The sequence below is a fragment of the Agromyces sp. NPDC052230 genome (genome assembly GCF_040679595.1).
Lineage (GTDB): Bacteria > Actinomycetota > Actinomycetes > Actinomycetales > Microbacteriaceae > Agromyces.
Genome location: NZ_JBFAVC010000008.1, coordinates 244670 through 264742 on the forward strand (window position 1 = coordinate 244670; position 20073 = coordinate 264742).

Genomic DNA, 20073 nt, shown 5'->3' on the forward strand with positions numbered 1-20073 from the left:
ACCCGCCTGCGTTCCGGCGGTCGACGGCTTCGTCGGTGGCGGCTGGCAGACTCGTGCCATGACGACGACGATCGGCACGCCCGGCGGCACCCCCGAGCGGCCGGCCATCTTCTTCTCGGGCCCCGAGGAGTTCCGTTCCTGGCTCGAAGCCAATCACGACACCGAGACCGAGCTGTGGATGGGCCTCTACAAGAGGCACGTGCCCGACCGAGCACTGACCTGGGAGCAGGCGGTGCCCGAGGCGCTGTGCTTCGGATGGATCGACTCGGTGTCGCAGCGCATCGACGACGACGCGCGCCGCCAACGTTGGAGCCCGCGCAAGCCCTCGAGCATCTGGTCGAGCGTGAACATCGCCCTCGTCGAACGCCTCACCGCCGAAGGGCGCATGCATCCGGCCGGCATCGCCGCGTTCGAGCGTCGACGCGAAGACCGGTCGCGCGTGTACTCGCACGAGAACCCCGACAGCGAGTTGCCGCCCGAAGCGGTGGCGCGGTTGGCAGCGGATGCCGCGGCGTCCGCCTTCTGGGAGGCCGCCACGCCCACCTACCGCCGGCAGGCCAGCCACTGGGTGGTCTCCGCGAAGCAGGAGGCCACGCGCGAGAAGCGGCTCGTGCAACTCATCGACGACAGCGCGGCCGGCCGCGTGGTGCCGTTCCAGCGCTACGGGGAGACCCCGAAGTGGGTGGAGCGGGCCGCCGAGGCGGCGCGGGCCGCCTCGGCGGTCGAGTAGCGAAGCGTATCGAGACCTCGGTGGTCGAGTAGCGCCCTATTCGACCACCCGCTCCACCCCGAGCGCCTCGAGCCGCGCCGGGTCCGCGAGCACGTCGAGCCCGACGATCCGGTCGTCGCTGATCTCGAATGCCATGATCGACACGACGCGACCGCCCATCACCGCGGCGACGCCCGGTCGGCCGTCGATGAGGATCGGCGTCGAGTGCGCCGCGAGCCGGCCGGAGAGCACTGCCTGCTCGGCGATGGTTCGTGCACCCTCGAGGCGCTGGGTCGACGTGCCGAAGTCGGCGCGCAGTACCGCGCCGTCGTCGAGCAGCGAGAGGAGCGCACCGAGGTCGCCGTCCTTGGCGGCGGCGAGCCAGGCGTCCACGATCCGCCGGCCGCGTTCCCGGTCGGGTTGCACCGGCTCCTCGGCGCCACGCACGCGCGGCGTGCCCGGGACGCGAGCTGCCGAGCAGCTTCGGGTGAGCGGTCGAGCACCGCGGCGATCTCCTCGAACGGCTGGCCGAAGACGTCGTGCAGCACGAGCGCGATCCGCTCGGCTGGGCTGAGCGTCTCGAGCAGCACGAGCAACGCGACGCTCACCCGGTCGCTCCGCGCGACGAGGTCGGCGGGATCGGCGTCCTCGGCGACCGGTTCGTCCCGCCACGGCTCGACCTGCCACGAGTGCTCGCGGGTGCGGCGCGGGGCGCGCAGCAGGTCGAGGCTGACCCGTGACACCACGGTCGTCAGCCACGCCGCGAGGTTGTCGATGCCCGCGGCATCCGCTCGCTCGAGGCGAAGCCAGGTCTCCTGCACGGCGTCATCGGCGTCGGCGGCCGAGCCGAGCAGTTGCGTGGCGATGGCCCGCAGCCGGGGTCGTTCGGTCTCGAATCGCCGAGCCAGGATTCGTCGATCGGTCATGTCACATCTCCTCGCGTTCGTTCGTCGGGATGTCGACGAGGCAAGGGCCTCGAACGTGACACGAGAGGAACTCCATCATGACCGCACCCCTGCTCGTGACCGGCGGAACCGGCAACATCGGCAGTCGCGTCGTGCCCCTGCTGCTCGACGCCGGCCGCGACCTTCGCCTCCTCACCCGGCATCCGCGAGCGGCCGAGCCCGGCATCCAGCATGTCGCAGGCGACACGGTCGCCGGCCACGGACTCGCCGCGGCGCTCGACGGTGTCGAGGTCGTGCTCCACCTGGCGGGCGGGGCGAAGGGTGATGACGTCGCCGCCCGAAACCTGGTGGCCGCGGCACGCAACGCCGGCGTGCGGCATCTCGTGCTGATCTCCGTGATCGGTGCCGACCGTATGCCCATCGGCTACTTCCGGGCGAAGGCCGAGGCCGAACGCCTGATCGCCGGCTCGGGCATCCCGTGGTCCGTGCTCCGGGCGGCGCAGCTCCATGACTTCGTGCTCCCGGTGGCCCGCGGCATGGCGCGGATGCCGCTGCTGCCGGTGCCCGGCGGGCTCCGCTTCGAGCCGGTGCACGGCGACGAGGTCGCAGCGAGACTCGCCGAGCTCGCGCTGGGCGCGCCGGCCGGACTCGTCAGCGACCTGGCCGGGCCCGAGGTGCTCGACGTCACGCAACTCGTGTCGACGTTCCTCGAGGTCTCGGGCGGCAGGCGTCGGCCGCGGCTGCCGGTCCGCCTGCCCGGAGCGGTCGGCCGCGCCTATCGCGCCGGCGAGAACCTCGCGGGTGCCCGGGTGCAGCGCGGCACGCGCACCTGGCGGGAATACCTGCAGCAGCGCGAGATGCCGGCCGACCCCCGGTGACGGGGCCGACGGCTGCGCTGCGAGCGGCATCCGTCGCCTCCCGGTCACATGGGCAGAGCTGCCGGAGGGTAGAGCGCGCCGTTGAAGGTGACCCGCAGGCAATAGACCGATCGGCCGGCGGTGATGAAGAGCAGATTGCGCTTCGGCCCGCCGAACGCGAGGTTGGCCACGGACTCCGGCAGGAGCAACTTGCCGATGAGGTCGCCGTCGGGGGCGAAGCAGTGCACTCCGTCCCATGCGGCCGCCCAGATCCGGCCCTCGGTATCGACCCGCAGCCCGTCGAACCGGCCGTGGTCGCAGGTGGCGTGGATCTCCCCACCCTCGAGCGTTCCATCCGCCAGCACGTCGAATGCCCTGATGTGGCTCGGTTCCTGCCGCGTGTCGGCGATGTAGAGCCGCTGTTCGTCGGGCGAGAAGGCCAGTCCGTTCGGGCGGACGAAGTCGTCGGCGACGACGGTCAGGTCACCCGTCGACGGATCGAGCCGGAAGACGTACTGGCCGTCCTGCTCCTGCTCGGCGGCGTTGCCCTCGTAGTCTCCGGCGATGCCGTAGGGCGGATCCGTGAACCAGATCGTCCCGTCGTGACGGACGACGACGTCGTTGGGACTGTTGAGCGGCCGGCCGTTGAAGGCGTCGGCGAGCACGGTGATGGACCCGTCGTGCTCGGTGCGGGTCACTCGGCGGGTGCCCTGCTCGCACGTGATGAGTCGGCCCTGGCGGTCGATGGTGTTGCCGTTGCCGTAGCCGGAGTCCTCACGGAAGACCCCGACCGCGCCGCTCGTCTCGTCCCAGCGCAGCAGGCGCGAGTTCGGGATGTCGCTCCAGACGAGGTAGCGTCCGGCCGGGAACCACACGGGGCCCTCGCTCTTGCGTGCTCCGGTGTGGATGCGTTCGACGACGAAGTCGCCATCGAGCCCATCAAATCGCTCATCCAGGCGCACGAACTGCGCCTCGATGACGGGCACGTCGCGGTCGATCGGCATGCGGACCTGTCCAATCTCGGGTGGTCCGGCCGAACCACCCGTGGGTTTCGTCGTGGGGTGCGAACCGACGGCCCGCGCCGCCTCACTTTCCCCACCCGGGTCGGGTGTTGCTTCGGCACGATGAGGATACCGCGGGGAGACCGATGGATGCCGCCCGTTTCCTCAGACCCGCGCGCCCTGCGCGATGAGGTCGGCCGCTCGCTCGCCGATCACGATCGCGGCGGCGTTCGTGTGGCCGTGGATGATCGCGGGCATCACCGAGGCATCCGCGATCCGCAGCCCCTCGACACCACGCACGCGGAGCTCCTCGTCGACGACCGAACCGGTGTCGGACCCCATGCGAGCGGTGCCCACCGGGTGGTAGAGGGTGTGCGAGTACTCGTCGATGGCGAGGGCGTCGCGTTCGGCACGCGACATCCGGTCGGAATCCACCGGTCGGATGAATCGGCGGCTCGACACCCGGCCGATCGCCTCGCTGGCGACGAGATCTTCGCATACGCCGAGGCCGAACATCAGTGCTGCGCGGTCCTTGCCGTCGGGGTCGGAGAGGTACCGGGGGTCGATGCGCGGCTTGTCGAACGGATCCGCGCTGGCGAGGCTCACCGTGCCGCTGCTCTCGGGCCGCAGGAGGATCGTGCCGATCGTCAGTCCGTGCGCGGTGTGCGGGGTGAGCCCCTGGTCGATGAACGCGACCGGGGCGAAGATGAGCTCGACATCGGGGAGGTCGAGACCCGGGTCGCTCTTCACGAACCCGTAGGCCTCGGCGACGTTCGAGGTGAGCATCCCCTTCCTCGAGACCAGGTACTTCGCCAGCTGGCCGGCCCGCTCGGCGGCGAACAGGGTGTCGTCGTGTGCCTCGACGATGAGCCCGACGACGAGGTGGTCCTTGAGGTTCTTGCCGACCTCGGGTGACTCGGCGACGACGGGGATTCCGTGCGCCTGCAGCTCGTCACGGTCGCCGATGCCCGACAGCATCAGCAGTTGCGGGGTGTTCACGCTGCCGCCCGAGAGGATCACCTCGCGGTCGGCGCGAGCGGTTGCCGTGACCCCGTCGCGCACGTACTCGACCCCCACCGCGCGTGTGCCCTCGAAGAGCACCCGGGTGACATGCGAGTCCGTCTGGATGATGAGGTTACGGCGTCGGCGGGCCGGCTTCAGGTACCCGTCGGCCGCGCTGAATCGCACGCCGCGGTGCTGGTTGACCATGGTGCGGCTGACCCCGTCGTGCACCGGACCGTTGGCCACCATCTCGTGCAGCCCGATCTCGCGGGCGGCCTCGAGGAAGGCGGCCGTCGACGCCCGCGGCGAGCGCTGCGACTCGATGTGGATGGCACCTGCATGGCCGGTTTCGTCGCCGGATGTCCCCTCCACCCGCTCCACCCGCTCCACCCGCTCCACCCGCTCCACCCGCTCCACCCGCTCCACCTTGCGGAAGTACGGGAGCAGCGCCTTCCACGACCACGATTCGCCGGCGAGCTCGGCCCACTCGTCGTAGTCCTCGGGGAAGCCGCGGATCCACATCATCGCGTTGATCGACGACGACCCACCGAGCACCTTGCCGCGCGGCCAGTAGATGCTCCGGTTGTTCAGCTGGGGCTGGGGCTCGGTGTCGTAGCTCCAGTCCATCGGCGAGCGGAACAGCTTCGAGAACGCGGCCGGGATGCGGATCTCGAGCCGGTCGTCCGCCGGCCCCGCCTCGAGCAGGAGCACGCGGTGCGCGGGGTTCTCCGAGAGACGGCTCGCCACGGCGCATCCGGCCGACCCTGCCCCGACGACGATGAAGTCGACGCTCGCTGCATCCATCGCATGCTCTCTTCGTCGGGGGCTGGGAGACGTCTCAATGTAGCGCTCGACGGACGCAGGTCGCAGCCACGCCGACGGATGCACGGCTCGAGATTGCTCGACACCCACGACCGCGAGGAGCACAGTGAGAATGCGGCATCCGATCATCTCGGCATCCGAGTCCGACGAGGGAGTCCCCATGGCGTACACGATCACGGCATCCGTCGCCGACGACCCAGCCGACTACGCGCGGTTCGGACTGGACCCGACCACGATCGCCCGGTGGGAGGACGGCGCCCGGACCGACAACCGGCGGGGCACCTACGAGTGGTGGTACTTCGACGCTCACCTCGACGACGGGGCGAAGGTCGTCGTGGTGTTCCAGAACAAGGACGTCGTGAATCCCAACCAGCCCCTGTCGCCGCTGCTGCGACTCAGCCTCGATCTGCCCGACGGCCGGTCGTTCGAGAAGATGGTGAACCTACCGGCCGCGTCCTGGTCGTCAGCGACCGACAAGGCCGACCTGCGGATCGCCGGCAACCGATTCGAAGGCGATCTGCACACCTACCGCATCACCGCGACGGCCGATGAGGTGTCGATCGACGTGACGCTCACCGGGCAGATCCGGCCATGGCGGCCGGCAACGGGGCACCTGCTCTTCGGTGCGAACCGCGAACTGGAGTTCGCATGGCTGCCCGCCGTGCCGCAGGGCGCGGTCGCGGGCAGCTACACCGTCGACGGGGTGACGACGACGGTGACCGGAGTCGGGTATCACGACCACAACTGGGGCAACGTGGGCCTGCTGAAGATCATCCACAACTGGTACTGGGCGCGCGGCCAGGCCGGTCCATACAGCGTCATCGCGTCCTACATCACGTCGGTGGAGAAATACGGCCATCAGGCGATTCCGGTCTTCATGCTCGCGCGCGATGGTGAGATCGTGGCGGATGACGCGTCGCTGGTGCGGTTCGAGACCGAGGGCGTGTACACCGACGACGTCACCGGCAAGCCCGTGGCCTCGGTCGTCCGCTACTCCTACGCGCACGGCGACGAGGAGGTCGTGGTCTCGTTCACCCGGGAACGCAACCTCGCCCGCGCGCTCATGGTCGACGGGTTGCCGCGCACGAAACGCCTCCTCGCGAAGCTCGCACGATTCGACGGCGCGTACCTGCGCTTCGCCGGGCAGATGACCATCACACTGTTCCGGTCGGGCGAGCGGGTCGAAGAGTACACCGATGACGCCATCTGGGAGTTGATGTACTTCGGTCACGCTCGGGTGCCTGAGTCATCCTGACCCGGACGTTCGCTGCTGAGCGATCGAAGCTCGTATCGGCGAACGCGCACGAACTTCGTCGCGGCGCAGGTCGAGAGCAACGGCTCGGAACGGGCCTCGTCGAGCTCGACGGTGATGACGCCGTCCGTGGCTTGCAGGCGTACTCGCCAGCCGGCGCCGTCAGCTTCCTCGGCGATCGGGGCGAACGACTCGATGCGGTCATCGCCGAACGCCTCGCGTGCGTAGTGCTGGGCGGCCTGCGCCGGGTGCGACAGGGAGCTGCGCCCGCGGTATCGCTCGGGCACGATGCGCCCGTCTTCGAAGGCGTCCGCGATCCGCACCGGGTCGCCGTCATCGGCGTACCCGTAGTAGAGGCCGTGCGGGAAGACGACCATCGTTCCCGCGAACCGGTCGCCGCCGAGGTGCGAGCATTCCCACGTCTCCTCGGGGCGTGCCTCGGCGAGCGCCGTGACCACGCGGCGTCCGCGCACCGCGCAGCACTGGTCGTGACGGGCATGGGTGCAGACGCAGTAGAGCGGTCGCGACGACCGGATGCCGGTGGACCCATCGAGCGGCACCTTCAGGAGCGCCGCGGCATCCGTCGCCTCACCCCACACCACGGCCTCGCGACTGGGGCGCGAATCGACGATCGCCCATCGCTGCGTCGTCGGGGTGATTCGGCGGCCGGTGCGCCGAATGGCGAGGGCACGCATGCCGACACCCTCGATCCGTCGTACCAGGGCCCGCCCGAGCTCGCGATCGAACGGCTCGTCGAGCAGGGCGTTGTGTCCCCAGCTCGCCGCGACCTCGATGAGGAACCAGCGCAGCCCACGCGGACCGGTGCCCACGAGCGAATCGTTTCGCTCCCGGGCACGGTCGCTGCACGGCGCCCAGTGCTCGACGGGGAGGGTCACCCGGATGCCACCACGAACCCCTCACGCACGAGTCGGCGCACGACGACGATGGCGCTCTCGACGTCGAGCTCGGGCAGCTCCCCCGGCGTGACGACGTCTCCCGTGGCGAGTCGTCGTACGGCGGGCTCGGCCTCGGCCGGCAGCGACAGCGTCTTGGTCCGCGCCACGATGCGGACCCGGTCGTCGACGGTCGTGATGCGGACCGGAAGCGACCGACGCCACCGCACCGGGGTCTCCGGGGCGAGGCCCGCGAGCGCCTCGAGGGTCGCGAGCGGAGCGACCGGCTCGGCGCGGGTGTCGGCGTCGAAACGGGCGCTGAGCCCGGCCGTGGGCATCGAGGCATCCGACCGCTGCAGCATCTCGATGAGGGCCTGCACCGTCTCCTCGACGATCGGCTCGAGCGACTCGGAGTCGCGCAGGTCGATGCCGAGCGGCAGTGACGCCCGGAGCGCGGGGATGTCGCCGACCTGATGGAGCAGTGCGTCGACGACATCGGCACGCGTATACGCAGACATGCCCACGGTCAGGTGCACGGAGGTCGCGCCGAGCGCAGTCGCCGAATGGATCCATCCGCGCGGAAGATACAGCGCATCGCCCGGTCGCAGCACGGCGTCGATCACCGGATCGTGCGTCGCCGCGCGGGCGACAGCGGCCCGATGCTGGTCCCATGGTTGGGTGCGTAGCGGGTCGACGTGCACGGGCGCGTGAATGTGCCAGCGCTTCTCGCCTGAGATCTGGAGCACGAAGACGTCGTGCGTGTCGTAGTGCGGTTCGAACCCCTGCGACGAGGGTGGGGTCACGTACGCGTTCACCTGCGCCGGGTGCCCGAGGTCGTCGATCAGCGCACGAGTGAACTCGATGATCGGTGGCCACAGCCGGTGCAGCCCCTGCAGCACGATGGTCGCGCCACCGGCGAACTCCGTCATCACCTTGTCGGCCGAGACCTGATCCGCGATCTCCGCTCCGAAACCGCCTGAGCCGGTGTAGGCGGATGCCGCCAGCACGGTTCCCTCGTGCGCCATCCGGATGAATGGGGTGCGCACGCCGCGACGGGTGATGAGCTCGTCGACCGCCGCGGCCGAGAACAGGTCCTCGAAGTCGGCGTCGAGGTCGCCCGCGGTGGAGAGGAGCGGCTCACGGCCCCAGTGCCGCTCGGCGAACTCCTCGGCCGACACTCGGATGCACCGCGAGAGCGCGGGCCGAGTGACCGACCCGCGCTCCGCTGGGGTCATTCCGCGGAACCGTCGGCGCCGCCGTCGTGGCCAGCGGGGTTGGCGCCGCCATCGGCAGGGCCCTCCCCCTCGGCCGCGGAACCATCGGCGCCGCCGTCATGGCCGCCCGGGTTGGCGCCGCCGTCGGCCGTGCCCTCGCCGCCGGCGGCGGACCCGTCGGCGCCACCGTCGTGGCCGGCCGGGTTGGCACCGCCGTCGGCTTCGCCTTCGCCCTCGGCGCCGGGCTCGAGGGTGATGTCGTCGTCATTGATCGTCATGCGATGTCCTCTCGTTGGGTCTGGGCTCAGGGTATCGAGTGGCCTCGGCGGATGAAACGGCTTGACGGGACACATCTCAGGACGGCGAGGTGGGTTGCACCCGCTCGAAGAGGTGCTCGTACCGCAGCACCAGCCCGTCGTCGTCGACCTCGAGGTCTGCCTCGAAGCCGGATGCCACGCCGAGGTCGACGTACCGAACCCGGTTCGGCCGCAACCGCTCGTATCGCTGCCGCGATCGCTGCACGGTCATCGTCGCCGCATCTACGTGGCACGTGTCGAGCGTGAGGCTATCGCCCGGGGTCGTGGGCGTCCGCCGGATCGGGAACGTGTTGCAGAAGGGCGTGACCGAGAGGTCGGGTTCCTCCGCGCCGTCGAGATTGGGCCGGGGTTCGCCGTCGACGAGCCATCCGCTGCGCCATCCGTCGCCCGAGCGTTCGACGACGAGCCGCCGATGGTCGGCTGCGCCCCAGCGCTCGACCTCGAGCGATCGAGCCCGCCAGTCGCGTGTCAGTCGCCACCGATGGTCGAGCCGGAACCCGCCGTCTTCGAGACATACCACCGTCGACTCGGCGACGATCTCGTCGGGCGAGACCGTCACCACCAGCCGTTCGAGGCCGGGCACGTCGTTGCGGCGCCAGAACAGGATCACAACGAGGCCATGAACCCGTTCGCGACCCTCGCGACCTTGTCGACGTAGTCGTTGTCGTGGTTGTACGAGTACACCGCCGCCCGCCACTCCTCCGGGGTGGTGATCGGGCCCGACGAGCAGAGGTAGCGTGCCGTGGCCAGCGCGGCGTCGTCGATCTGGTTCGGGTCCGTGACCTCGTCACCGTTCGCGTCGCTCGCCCACTTCGCCCACGTCGACGGGATGAACTGCATCGGCCCGACGGCCCGGTCCCACGTGGTGTCGCCGTCGAAGAGTCCGCCGTCGGTGTCGGCGATCTTCGCGACGCCGTTGCCGTCGAGTGCGCGCCCGATGATCGTCGGCGACGAGTACCCGGCCGAATCCAGCACCGAGTCGCCGTGATTCCCGTGATCCGACTCGATCGAGCCGATCGCAGCGATGGTCGTCCAGTCGAGACCGCATTCAGGCTGCTCCTCGGCGATCGACACGTGCGCGAGCGCATAGGCCGACAGGGCGCGCTCGGGGATGCCGGTCGCAGCGGCGGTTCGCGACATCCACTCGGATTGGATCTGCGGCACCATCAGCTCTGCCAAGCCAGACAGCGCCGGGTCGGACAGCGCCGCGTCGTCTCCGCCCGTGGCCGACTGTCCATCCGGCCGCTCGACGTCTGCGGGCTGCAGGACCACCGGCGGCAGGGCCGCTCGTTGCCCCTTCACGGGCGGGGCCTCGAATCCGCCGGGGTTGGTCGCGAGGCCCACCACGTTCACGGCGAAGACCGCACCGACCGCCAACGCGACCACGCCTGCAACCAGGCCCGTGTAGCTCAGTGCGTGTCGTGCGGCCTGCCACGCGGCGGCGCGCCCGCTGGCCCTCGCTGGGCGCTGCTCAACGTCGTCATCGGGGTTGAAGTCATCGTCCCAGGACATCGGTGAGCTGCTCCGTTCGGGCGTTCGTACGAGGGGTGCCCGCGGGTCGATCGTCGCCGTCTCCAGAGAGGGTGGCTCGCCGATCCCGTCCTTTCAGGGTACGCGCGCCACGGCGAACCGCAACGGGAAATCGGCGTACCCGGAGCGCTGCGGCCGCGGCACCGAGAGCGGGACCGCGACCGCAGTGCTCAGGCGGATCAGGGTGCGATCACCGTGAACTTGTTGTAGTTCGTCTTGCTCCCGTCGGGTCGGTAGTTCTTCTCGATGTTGCCGGCCGAGTCCACCGAGAACCAGTTGAGCGTCGTGCCGACCGGGACCGTGATGACCTCTCCGCCCTCACGGATGCCGGCGCTGGCGTACAGCGTGGACTCGTAGGTGGGCTTGGACCCGTCGAGCGTGTAGAACACGGCGGCCGCCTCCGACGTGGCGAAGGTCAGGTCGACCATGCCCGGCTCGCCGCTCGCCGAGACGGCCACGGTGCTCTCGGGACGCACCTTGTCCTTGCCGAAGTCGTGTGCGACGCGCATGAGCTCGATGAGGCCGTTGGCGTACTCCTGCGACTCCGCGTGCGCCGAGGCGCCGCTGGGGTTGGAGTTCGAGAACGGCGGCTGGAACTGCGTACCGACCTCGAAGTTCCACGCGTAGATCCCGTGCTTGTACCAGAGCATGTCGCCGGAGTTGCCGGCGGCCGAGTACAGCACGTCCGAGATCGGGCCGGTGCGCGCCGGCGTCACCGACATGCCCCGGTACCGCTTGATCTCCGTGAGGATGCGTGATGAGGCGCCCCAGAAGTAGGACTCCTCCTCCAGCGTCGGGCGCGGCGCCGAGATGCGACCGTCGGAGATGTACGCGCCGGGCGACCACATGAAGTAGTTACCCGAGCTGTGCAGGTTCATCGCGAACTTGATGTTGTCGTTCTGCGACGCGATCCAGTCGATGTTGGCGTTCTCCGGCTCGCTCAGCTCGGACGGACCGGCGTAGGTGCCGCTCGTGCACGAGGTCGACGCGCCGTCGTACCCATCGAACAGGCTGTACGTGTCGTAGTTGCGGTTGTTGTCGACGCCCCAGGCGTTGCGTGCCAGGTAGTCCGCATTGCCGGTGCGGGAGCAGTGGTTGGTCATGTTCTTGCGCTGCGACGCGAAGTCGTAGAACGAGTAGTGACCGCCATCCGGGTTCACCGACGGCACGATCCAGATGTCGAGGTTGTTCACGAGCTGCTTCGTCCTGCCGTCGAGCTCGTAATTGCGCAGCAGGCGCTCCGCGGCCTCGATGGTGACGAGCGGCGGCACCCATTCGCGTGCGTGCTCCTGGGCGTACGCAAGCACGCCCATCTTCGAGCCGTCGCGCACCTTGCCGATCCGGATCGCATAGACCGACTGCGGGTCGCGCGACACGGTCGACGGCGCGTTGAGCCCGTCACTGAGCGCGGTGGCCGCGACCGGGGCGACGACCCCGGCGCCCGCGTTTCCGCGGTAGGTGTAGGCGGTGACGAGAGCGGATGCCGCGGGCGACGCGTTGATCGCTGCGACCACCTGGGCGGCGGTGCTGGTCACGGCGCCGGCGCTGTTCGTGGCGAGCGAGACGGTGATGTCGTCGCCGGCGACCGTGACGTCGAGCGGGGAGTCCGCCGCACCGGGGTCGGCCATCGCGACGCGGAGGTCGTTGCCGCCCTCGTGTCCCCAGGCCGTCGAGTCGATGGCGACACGGCTGGCGTTGCCGGTGCCGAGCACGGCCTGCGCGAGGCGCCGGTAACCGTTGGTCTCGTTCGGCAGCTCGACGATCTCGGCGATCTCCGGGTACTCCGCCGCGAGCGCCTGGATGCGGTCGTACAGCTCCGTCGGCGTGAGGTACGACGTGATGAAGTCGGACTGGTAGTCGGGGCTCACCTCGGGCTCACCCTCGATGGGCAGCCAGTCGTTGACCTTCGCCGTCGCCACGTCACCGGTCGGGCTGGTGATGCTGATGGTGTCGGGGCGCGTCGGCACGACCGCTGCGCCGCGGTGGTACAGGTACACGCCCGCGTCCACGAAGCGCGAGATGTTCTGCGTGCCGCCCGAGCCGAGCTCGGTGCCGGGCCCGCTGTCGCGCTGCACGGTGAGCTGTGCCGAGCTGGTCTGCCCGCCGGCCCATTTGGCCTCGACGGAGAGGTAACCCACGCCGAACGAGGTGTAGTAGTCGGCGCGGATGATCTTGACGTCCGAGACCGCGGCGCTCTCGGCGGCCGCGGCGAACTCCTCGTTCTCCTCGACGGCCGCGGCGATGGTCGCGTCGCGTTCGGCGAGCACCGACTCGGTGTCGTCCTCGTCGTGCACGGTCTTGCCGACGGTGAACCCGCGCGCTCGGAGCGCCTCGGCTTCGCCGTCGCTGATGACCGCGTGTGCGGTGATCGTGCCGTCGGGGTTCACGTGCACGCCGTGATCGAGGTCGACCCCTGTGCCGACCAGGCGATCGAGCTCGGTCTGGTCGGGCAGCACCACCTCGACGACGCCGACCTCCTCGTGGGCGTCGTGCATCAACTCGGGCGGGGTCTCCGAACCGGCCGCAGCCCCGATCGGCATCAGGCTCGTCAGTACCAGCCCGCCGACCGCGGCGACCGTCGCCAGCCCCCCGAGTGTTCTCCGTCTCATCGTTGACATCAGGCGTTCCTCCCCATCGCTTCTGGCGCTGTCGTGCAGCTCGATGCCGGGAATCACGCGACGGATGACGCGACAGCGCAACTTCCGACGGCGCCGTCGTCGCCCAGGTTGCGGGCCGCGACGGTGCGTGGGTTATGTCTATTGGATGGCGACTTCTTCCGTCAAGAGCGACAAAAGTCCGAGACGTACGGAAAAACTCGCCTCGCATGCACCGTTGGTCGATCTGCGACCCCACTCGTTCGACGCTCAAGTGAAGAACTTGGACCAGAACAGAGGAGAACATCATGGGCAAGGTCATCTTCGACATCAGCATGTCGCTCGACGGGTTCATCGCCGCCGACGGCATGACCGCCGACGAAGGCATGGGGGCCGGTGGCGAAGTGCTGCACGATTGGGCGTTCGCCGGCGACGATCGCGACCGAGCGTTGCTCGAACGAGCCGGCACGACGCTCGGCGCGGTCATCGCAGGGCGCCGCACCTACGACAACTCGATCCGGTGGTGGGGAGCGGATGGCCCGACCGGCCCCGCCCGTGTTCCGCTGTTCGTCGTCAGCCATGGCCGCCCCGAGAACGTGCCTCCCGACAGCGTCTACACGTTCGTCGGCGACATCCGCTCTGCGCTCGAACGGGCACGTTCCACAGCCGGCGACGGCGACGTCGGCATCATGGGCGGCGCCGACATCGCGAGGCAGTACCTCCGGGCCGGGCTCGTCGACGAGGTCTCGATCCACCTCGCGCCGGTGCTCTTCGGCAGCGGCACGCCGCTCTTCGGCGATGGCGAGTGGTTCGGCGCCCACGTGAAGCTCGAGCGCACTGATTTCTTGGCGACGGATGCCGCAACGCACCTTCGGTTCCGCGTCGTGACGTGACGGTGGGCACCGGCCGTCAGATCAGCGAGGCCGCCGCGTGTCGCAGCAACGGATCGCCATCGCGCGCCCATCGAGCGACGATGCGACGAGCGCGCGACGCCTCGGCACCCTCTAGCCGTTCGATCAGCGGGCGCACCACATCGATGGCGAGCGGGGTGACGAGCTCGGGCACGCGCGCATCGCGGAGCAACTGCTCGAGGCGCGTGAGGTCGGATGCGAGCAGCTCGGCAACGTTCCCCTGCAGCAGGACGATCGCGGCGAGCCGCCGCTCGAAGATCGGCACCGACCACAGCTCCGACGCGAGCGCCGTGATCTCGTCGTGCGTCATGTCCGGGTGCCGCCGGCCGGCGTCGCGAACCGTGCCGCGAACCGCGCCGACCGACGCGCCGTAGAAACGCAGGCCACCGCCGACCCGCTCGGCATCCGCGGCAGCCCGCTCCTCGGAACCCTCGGCCTGGAGCCTGCGATCGATGAAGGCGGCGGCAGCGGAGGTCACCGTTCGATTCTGCGGCAACGAGCCCGGCACCTCGGCCGATCCTCGGCCGACACGTTCGGTCAGCGCCGCGGCGTCCACCCGGGCGGGAGCGGGCCGTCGATGGTGGCCCGCTCCTCGTCGGCCTCCGCAGACCATCCCTGCGCGGCATCCGTCGAATCGAACCCGCCGCGCGCCACCCGGAACCCGACATCCTCGTGGTGCATGCGCGGCGCTCCACCGCGTCGTGTCGACGCGCGCACGCTCCACGCGTCATCCGCGAATCCGCCGCCGCGGAACACCCGATAGTCGTCGTAGCGCGCTGGATCGAGCAGGTCCCAGCACCACTCCCACACGTTGCCGAGCATGTCGAAGAGCCCGTTGAGATTCGGATGCTTCCCGCCGACCGGCTGCGGCGCCGTCACGCCGTCGGCGCTCGTCCAGGCGATCTCCTGAAGCGGACCGTAGTGCGGGCCGGTCGACCCGGCGCGGCAGGCGAACTCCCATTCCGCCTCGGTCGGCAGCCGGTACCCGTCGGCGTCGACGTGCCACGTGACGTCCTCACCGTCGAACGTGTACGCCGGGTCGAGCCCCTCCCACTCGGAGGCGGCGTTGCAGAACCGGATGCATCGCAGCCAGCTCACGTCGGTCGCGGGGCGTCGCGGGTGCGACGCCGCCTCCCCCAGCAGTTCGCCGAGTTGGGCCTGCGTCACCGGGTACACCCCGATCTCGAACGGCTCGAGCTCGACATTCCAGCGCACCTTTCGGCGCGCGTCGTGCAGCCTCACGGTGCCGCCGCTGATGCGAGCCAGCTCGATGTCGGTCATCGAGGCAGTTCAGCGCGGGCGGCCGCTCGGGTCGACGCTCGCTCGTGGTAGGTCAGGTCGAACGTCTCGACCAGCGTCCCCGGCTCGGACCCTTGAGGGCCGCTCCCGAGGATCGAGATGAGCAGCTGCCCGGCGCGCAGGCCGGCCTCACGGGGACGCAGGTCGAGGGCGCTGATCGGCGGCTGCACAATCGGCAGCGTCGCGCTGTCGACGTAGGAGACCACCTGAATGTCGCCCGGCACCGCACGGCCGAGTTCGCGCAGCGTCGAGAGGATGCCCACGCCCAGACCCTCGGGCACGCAGACGATCGCGTCCACGTCGGACCTCGTCGCCATGAGTCGGTCGACGATCCGATGCAGCTCGGTCGCGACGGGAACCCCCGTCAGAGAGAGGAATGAGAGCCCTACTCCCGTTTGCGCCGCCCAGGCGGACGCAGCGTCATTCACCGCACTGACCCACGTCTGGTCGACGTCGGGGCTCAGCACGACGACCGACGTTGCGCCGCCGGCGCGGAGCCGCTCGAGGAGCAGCGTGGTCGCTGCCACGTGGTCGGCGACGACCGACGCGGTGGGCTGTGGCACACCCGGTGGGACGAGTTCAGAGGTGACCACTGGCTTGCCGCCCTCGAGTATCGCCCGAGCCAGTTCATCGTGTCCGTCGACGTCGGCCATGACGAACCCGTCGACGTGCAGGCTTCGTGCCTTGCCCGGGGGGAAGTCGCCGGGAATCAGCGATACCGTGAGCTCCTGGTCGTTGGTCGCCTCCACCACGCCGAAGGCGAAGTTCATGTAGTACTCCATGAACCGCAGGCCCTGCGGCAGCCACAGGCCGATCGAGCCGGCACGCGCCCGGCGAAGATTCCTCGCCCCGCTGTTGGTGGAGTAGCTGAGGCTCGCCGCCGCCGCGACCACACGCGCGCGCGTTTCGGCCGACATCCGACCACCGCCCGTCAGGGCGCGCGAAGCGGTGCCCCGCGAGACGCCGCTGAGATCGGCGACGTCCTGCAGTGTGGGTGGGCGTGTGGCGGCCATCGGATGCACCCCCTCCTCGAGCGATCCTATGTGATCGCCGAAGCGGCGTGGACAAGATTGACCAATCGATTGCGCAATTGGCGAACATGATGCAGACTCAGCTCAGTCACCCCGTAGCGGCCCTTCCGGTGCACGGGTCAGCATTCAACGAAGGAGTTGCTCGTGACCCTGGATTCGACCCTGCTCGACGACGCACCCAAACCGGGAGCACTCAAGACCGCCGCACTCGGAACCTGGGGCGTCGTCTTCCTGGTGGTGTCGGCTGCCGCACCGCTCAGCGTGCTCGCCGGCATCGGTCCGCTCGCCGTGCTCATCGGCGGCGTCTCCGCACCGCTGGTGTACGCCATCGCCGGCGTGGTCCTCGCGGTGTTCTCGATCGGCTTCCTCTTCACCGCCCGCAACCTGAAGCCGATGGGTGGCTTCTACACGTACATCGCCGTCGGACTCGGGAGGGTGGTCGGCCTCGGTGCCGGGTTCCTCGCCTGGGCCTCGTACAACCTGCTGCAGATCGGCCTCTGGGGGCTGTTCGGCGTGATGGCGGAGGGCATGCTGGCCGAGGTCTTCGGCATTCAGCTGCCGTGGTTCGTCCTCGCCCTGATCGGCGCGGCGCTCGTGTTCGCCCTCGCGGCTGCCGGCGTGGACGTCGGGGCCCGCGTGCTCGGCGTACTGCTCGTGCTCGAGACGGCACTCCTCGTGGTGCTGGCGACGTCGATCCTGAGCCAGCGCGGTGGAGACCTGGGGTTCGCCACGTTCGCACCCGAGAACATCTTCACGCCGAGCATGTTCGCGATCCTCGGCTTCGGGTTCGCCGCGTTCATGGGGTTCGAGTCGACGGTGCTCTACCGCAACGAGACGCGCAACCCGGCCCGTTCCATCCCGCGGGCGACCTACATCGCAGTGGCGTTCCTCGCACTCTTCTACACGGGCACGCTGTGGCTGGTGATCCAGGCCTTCGGCGATGCGAACGTGCAGGGCGTGATCGCCGAGGACCCCGCTGCGTTCTTCTTCATCGCCATGGGTCAGTACGTCGGCGACTGGGGCGTGGCCGTCATGTTCATCCTGATCGTGTCGAGCATCTTCGCGGGGCAGCTCGCGTTCCACAACGCCATCAATCGCTACAGCTTCGCGCTCTCGCGCGACGGCATCCTTCCCGCCTTCTTCAACCGGACGAACCGAGCCGGCGCACCCTGGCTGGCCGGGCTGCTGCAGACCGTGGTCGCCATCGCCGTCATCCTCGCATTCGGGATCGCGGGCCTCGACCCGCTGACCCAGCTCGTGATCCTCGTGAACTCGCCCGGCGTCTACGGCATCATCACCCTGCAGCTCCTCGCATCGATCGCCGTGCTGATCTTCATCCTCAAGAACCGGGGCCTCGAGCGGAAGTGGTACGTCCTTCCCGCGGCCATCTTCTCGATCGTGGCGATGACGGTGCTGCTCGCCATCCTCGTGTCCACGATCGAGTACCTGACCGCCGCAGGGCCTGCCGTCAATGCGGTCATCCTCGCGGTGGTACCGCTGGTGCTCGTCGCCGGAGCGATGTACGCGATGGTGCTCCGCACGAACAGCCCCGAGCGCTTCGCCCGGATCGGCGGCGAAGGAATCGACCAGCCGTGAGCACGAACATCATCGCCGACACCGTGCTCCTCGGCGGCAAGGTGATCACCATGGGCGACGATCAGATCGCACCGGAGGCCGCCGAGGGTCTCGCCATCGCCGACGGGCGCATCGCCGCCATCGGCGACCGGCAGGAGCTGCATCCGTTCATCGGCGATGGCACGAGGGTGATCGATCTGCCGGGCGCAGCGATCCTCCCGGGTTTCGTCGACAGCCACATCCATCCCGTCTTCGGGCTGGCGCTCACGCGGGGCGCCGACCTCACCGGCTGCCGCACGCTCGCCGAGGTGGAGCATCGGCTCCGCACCGAGCTCGCGTCCCTAGGCGACCGAGACTGGCTCCTCGGTTGGGGCCTCGATCCGAATGCGTTCGAGGGTCGCGAGGTGACGAATCGCATCCTCGACGAGGTGGCCCCCGACCGTCCGGCGTTCATCCGGTTGTTCGACGCGCACGCCGCGCTGGCCTCTTCGACGGCGCTCGAGATCGCCGGATGTCGCGGCGACGAGTCGTTCACCGACGGCTCGCGGGTCGTCACCGACGCGAACGGCAACCCGACCGGCTACCTGCTCGAGTTGCAGGCGATGGCGCTCGTCGAGCCGTCGGTGCCGCAGCTCACCCTCGACCAGCGGGTCGACAGGCTCTACGAGGTTCTCACGCAGATGGCCCGCGCCGGCTTCACCGCTGGGCAGGTCCAGGACCTGGCGCCCGACACGATCGAACTCCTCCGGGCCATCGAGCAGACGAGCGAACTGCCCATCCGGCTTCGGATGTCGCCGTGGTTCGAGCCCGGCACGGCGATCGAGGAGGTCGACCGGCTCGCGGAGCTCCAGGGGCTGCACGGGCGCCGGTGGGTCGTCGAGGGCGTGAAGCTGATGATCGACGGCACGATCGACAACGGCACGGCGTGGCTCCACGAACCTGACTGCCTCGGGGAGTCCACGAAGTCGCTCTGGCTCGACCCCGGCCAGTACCGCGAAGCGCTCAGCGAACTCGACCGACGCGGCATCCCGACCACCACGCACGCCATCGGCGACGCCGGCATCGACTTCGTGGTGCGGGCCATCACCGACCTGCCACAGCGCAAGGCGACCCACCGTGTCGAGCACATCGAGACGATGACGGATGCCGCGCTGCAGCTGTTCGCGTCGTCGGGCATCATGGCCAGCATGCAGCCGACGCACTGCACGCTGTTCACGAGGGCGGACGGCACCGACCACTGGTCGAAGCGCCTCGGCGAGGAGCGTGCCGCACGCGGGTTCCGCACCGGCGACCTCGCCAGAGCCGGCGTTCCCCTTGCGCTGGGCTCGGACTGGCCGATCGCACCGAGCGACGCGGTCGGGATCCTCGCCGACGCGCAATTGCGACGGCCTCATGACGACCCGGACGCCGCGCCAGTGCATCCCGACCAGGCGCTCAGCCCGTCGGATGCGCTTCGCGGATTCACCAGGCATCCGTACACGACGATCGGACAGCGCGGCGGCATCCTCGAGGTCGGTGCATCCGCGGATGTCACCGTGCTCGATCGCGATCCACTCACCACCGACCCCGAGCACCTCGCCCGCGCGGAGGTGCTGCTCACGCTCGTCGACGGCAGGATGGTGGCCGAACCTATCCGATCCACGATCACCACCGCACCGGAGCTCACGTGACGCACGCACCGCCTGTCCCGACCCTCTCACCCGCCTTCGACGTCGTCGTGCAGCTCGGCCCGATGGCCGACCATGGGCTCACCCGCGCCGGCCACCGGCGAGTGATCCCCATCGTCGGCGGTCGGATCTCGGGCGCATTCGATGCCGAGATCCTGCCCGGCGGGGCGGACTGGCAGTTGGTACGCGCCGACGGTGCGATCGAGATCGATGGCCGGTACACCGCGCGCACGCACGACGGCGAGCTCCTGTACCTCCAAGTGACCGGCGTTCGTACCGGCTCTCCCGATGTGCTCGCCGCGCTCCTGCGGGGCGACGACGTCGCTCCCGACCGGTACTACTTCCGCACGGTCGTCACCATCGAGACCGCTTCAACGAGACTCGCGCACCTCGAGCACTCGGTCTTCGTGGCGTCGTGCGTGCGCGACGCCGATGCGGTGCGCTACGCCGCGTACCGGGTGACCTGACACGCCGACGCGATGACGCCGGGGAGT

At 69.6% G+C, this 20073-nt stretch carries 19 protein-coding genes and 1 pseudogene; 7 read left to right on the forward strand and 13 right to left on the reverse strand.

What is annotated here, in order from left to right; all coding sequences use genetic code 11:
- Positions 1-58: 58 nt before the first annotated feature.
- Entirely contained in the window at positions 59-730 is a 672-nt protein-coding gene (locus AB0K73_RS17970) for a YdeI/OmpD-associated family protein (protein ID WP_360516289.1), read from the forward strand.
- Positions 731-766: 36 nt separating this feature from the next.
- Here AB0K73_RS17970 and AB0K73_RS17975 read toward each other — a convergent pair whose 3' ends face one another.
- Positions 767-1135 (reverse strand): hypothetical protein, encoded by a 369-nt coding sequence (locus tag AB0K73_RS17975; RefSeq protein WP_364775647.1) that lies wholly within the window; start codon positions 1133-1135, stop codon positions 767-769.
- A gap of 77 nt (positions 1136-1212) precedes the next feature.
- Positions 1213-1635: pseudogene (locus tag AB0K73_RS17980) on the reverse strand (sigma-70 family RNA polymerase sigma factor); the annotation flags it as partial.
- A gap of 77 nt (positions 1636-1712) precedes the next feature.
- Between AB0K73_RS17980 and AB0K73_RS17985 the strand changes: the two are divergent.
- Positions 1713-2492, forward strand: coding sequence for an NAD(P)H-binding protein (locus tag AB0K73_RS17985; RefSeq protein ID WP_360516295.1), 780 nt, complete (start codon positions 1713-1715; stop codon positions 2490-2492).
- A 44-nt stretch (positions 2493-2536) separates the two neighbouring features.
- On the opposite strand, the gene AB0K73_RS17990 is transcribed toward AB0K73_RS17985, so the two are convergent.
- Both AB0K73_RS17990 and AB0K73_RS17995 read right to left on the reverse strand, forming a co-directional pair.
- Complete coding sequence (locus tag AB0K73_RS17990) at positions 2537-3475, reverse strand: SMP-30/gluconolactonase/LRE family protein (protein WP_360516298.1); 939 nt, start codon at positions 3473-3475, stop codon at positions 2537-2539.
- A 162-nt stretch (positions 3476-3637) separates the two neighbouring features.
- Positions 3638-5278 carry a GMC family oxidoreductase N-terminal domain-containing protein gene (locus tag AB0K73_RS17995; protein WP_360516301.1) on the reverse strand — a complete coding sequence of 547 codons (1641 nt, stop codon included), beginning with the start codon at positions 5276-5278 and terminating at the stop codon, positions 3638-3640.
- Between the two features lie 130 nt (positions 5279-5408).
- Here AB0K73_RS17995 and AB0K73_RS18000 point away from each other — a divergent pair, with 130 nt between their 5' ends.
- The gene (locus tag AB0K73_RS18000; RefSeq protein WP_360516305.1) at positions 5409-6551 is read left to right on the forward strand and encodes a lipocalin-like domain-containing protein; all 1143 of its coding nucleotides are present in this window, start codon (positions 5409-5411) and stop codon (positions 6549-6551) included.
- Here the strand turns inward: AB0K73_RS18000 and AB0K73_RS18005 are convergent.
- The 6 genes from AB0K73_RS18005 to AB0K73_RS18030 form a co-directional block, all read right to left on the reverse strand.
- The gene (locus AB0K73_RS18005) at positions 6524-7378 is read right to left on the reverse strand and encodes a sucrase ferredoxin (protein ID WP_360516309.1); all 855 of its coding nucleotides are present in this window, start codon (positions 7376-7378) and stop codon (positions 6524-6526) included. The two genes, AB0K73_RS18000 and AB0K73_RS18005, sit on opposite strands and share 28 nt — an antisense overlap.
- 62 nt (positions 7379-7440) lie before the next feature.
- Positions 7441-8676, reverse strand: a complete 1236-nt coding sequence (locus AB0K73_RS18010) for a cupin domain-containing protein (RefSeq protein WP_360516312.1) — start codon at positions 8674-8676, stop codon at positions 7441-7443.
- Complete coding sequence (locus AB0K73_RS18015) at positions 8673-8933, reverse strand: BatC protein (RefSeq protein ID WP_360516315.1); 261 nt, start codon at positions 8931-8933, stop codon at positions 8673-8675. The genes AB0K73_RS18010 and AB0K73_RS18015 overlap by 4 nt, the downstream gene beginning before the upstream one ends.
- A gap of 76 nt (positions 8934-9009) precedes the next feature.
- The gene (locus tag AB0K73_RS18020; RefSeq protein WP_360516318.1) at positions 9010-9582 is read right to left on the reverse strand and encodes a putative glycolipid-binding domain-containing protein; all 573 of its coding nucleotides are present in this window, start codon (positions 9580-9582) and stop codon (positions 9010-9012) included.
- Complete coding sequence (locus AB0K73_RS18025) at positions 9579-10484, reverse strand: lytic transglycosylase domain-containing protein (RefSeq protein WP_360516321.1); 906 nt, start codon at positions 10482-10484, stop codon at positions 9579-9581. The genes AB0K73_RS18020 and AB0K73_RS18025 overlap by 4 nt, the downstream gene beginning before the upstream one ends.
- A gap of 197 nt (positions 10485-10681) precedes the next feature.
- On the reverse strand, positions 10682-13120 hold the full coding sequence (locus AB0K73_RS18030; protein WP_360516324.1) for a M14 family metallopeptidase: 2439 nt from the start codon (positions 13118-13120) through the stop codon (positions 10682-10684).
- 284 nt (positions 13121-13404) lie between these two features.
- Here AB0K73_RS18030 and AB0K73_RS18035 point away from each other — a divergent pair, with 284 nt between their 5' ends.
- Positions 13405-13989, forward strand: coding sequence for a dihydrofolate reductase family protein (locus AB0K73_RS18035; protein ID WP_360516327.1), 585 nt, complete (start codon positions 13405-13407; stop codon positions 13987-13989).
- Positions 13990-14005: 16 nt separating this feature from the next.
- Here the strand turns inward: AB0K73_RS18035 and AB0K73_RS18040 are convergent, their stop codons facing one another.
- From AB0K73_RS18040 to AB0K73_RS18050, 3 genes are read right to left on the reverse strand one after another with little or no spacing between them, the layout of a single operon-like run.
- Entirely contained in the window at positions 14006-14485 is a 480-nt protein-coding gene (locus tag AB0K73_RS18040) for a DNA alkylation repair protein (RefSeq protein ID WP_360516330.1), read from the reverse strand.
- A gap of 59 nt (positions 14486-14544) precedes the next feature.
- Complete coding sequence (locus AB0K73_RS18045) at positions 14545-15288, reverse strand: formylglycine-generating enzyme family protein (RefSeq protein WP_360516333.1); 744 nt, start codon at positions 15286-15288, stop codon at positions 14545-14547.
- The gene (locus AB0K73_RS18050) at positions 15285-16319 is read right to left on the reverse strand and encodes a LacI family DNA-binding transcriptional regulator (protein WP_360516336.1); all 1035 of its coding nucleotides are present in this window, start codon (positions 16317-16319) and stop codon (positions 15285-15287) included. Before AB0K73_RS18050 ends, AB0K73_RS18045 begins: the two co-directional genes overlap by 4 nt.
- A 162-nt stretch (positions 16320-16481) precedes the next feature.
- Here AB0K73_RS18050 and AB0K73_RS18055 point away from each other — a divergent pair, with 162 nt between their 5' ends.
- The 3 genes from AB0K73_RS18055 to AB0K73_RS18065 are packed head-to-tail and all read left to right on the forward strand — an operon-like array spanning position 16482 to position 20046.
- The gene (locus AB0K73_RS18055) at positions 16482-17933 is read left to right on the forward strand and encodes an APC family permease (protein ID WP_360516339.1); all 1452 of its coding nucleotides are present in this window, start codon (positions 16482-16484) and stop codon (positions 17931-17933) included.
- Positions 17930-19582 carry an amidohydrolase gene (locus AB0K73_RS18060; protein WP_360516342.1) on the forward strand — a complete coding sequence of 551 codons (1653 nt, stop codon included), beginning with the start codon at positions 17930-17932 and terminating at the stop codon, positions 19580-19582. Before AB0K73_RS18055 ends, AB0K73_RS18060 begins: the two co-directional genes overlap by 4 nt.
- A complete protein-coding gene (locus AB0K73_RS18065) occupies positions 19579-20046 on the forward strand; it encodes a DUF3237 domain-containing protein (RefSeq protein WP_360516345.1) in 468 nt (155 codons plus the stop codon). Before AB0K73_RS18060 ends, AB0K73_RS18065 begins: the two co-directional genes overlap by 4 nt.
- The last annotated feature ends 27 nt before the right edge of the window (positions 20047-20073 follow it).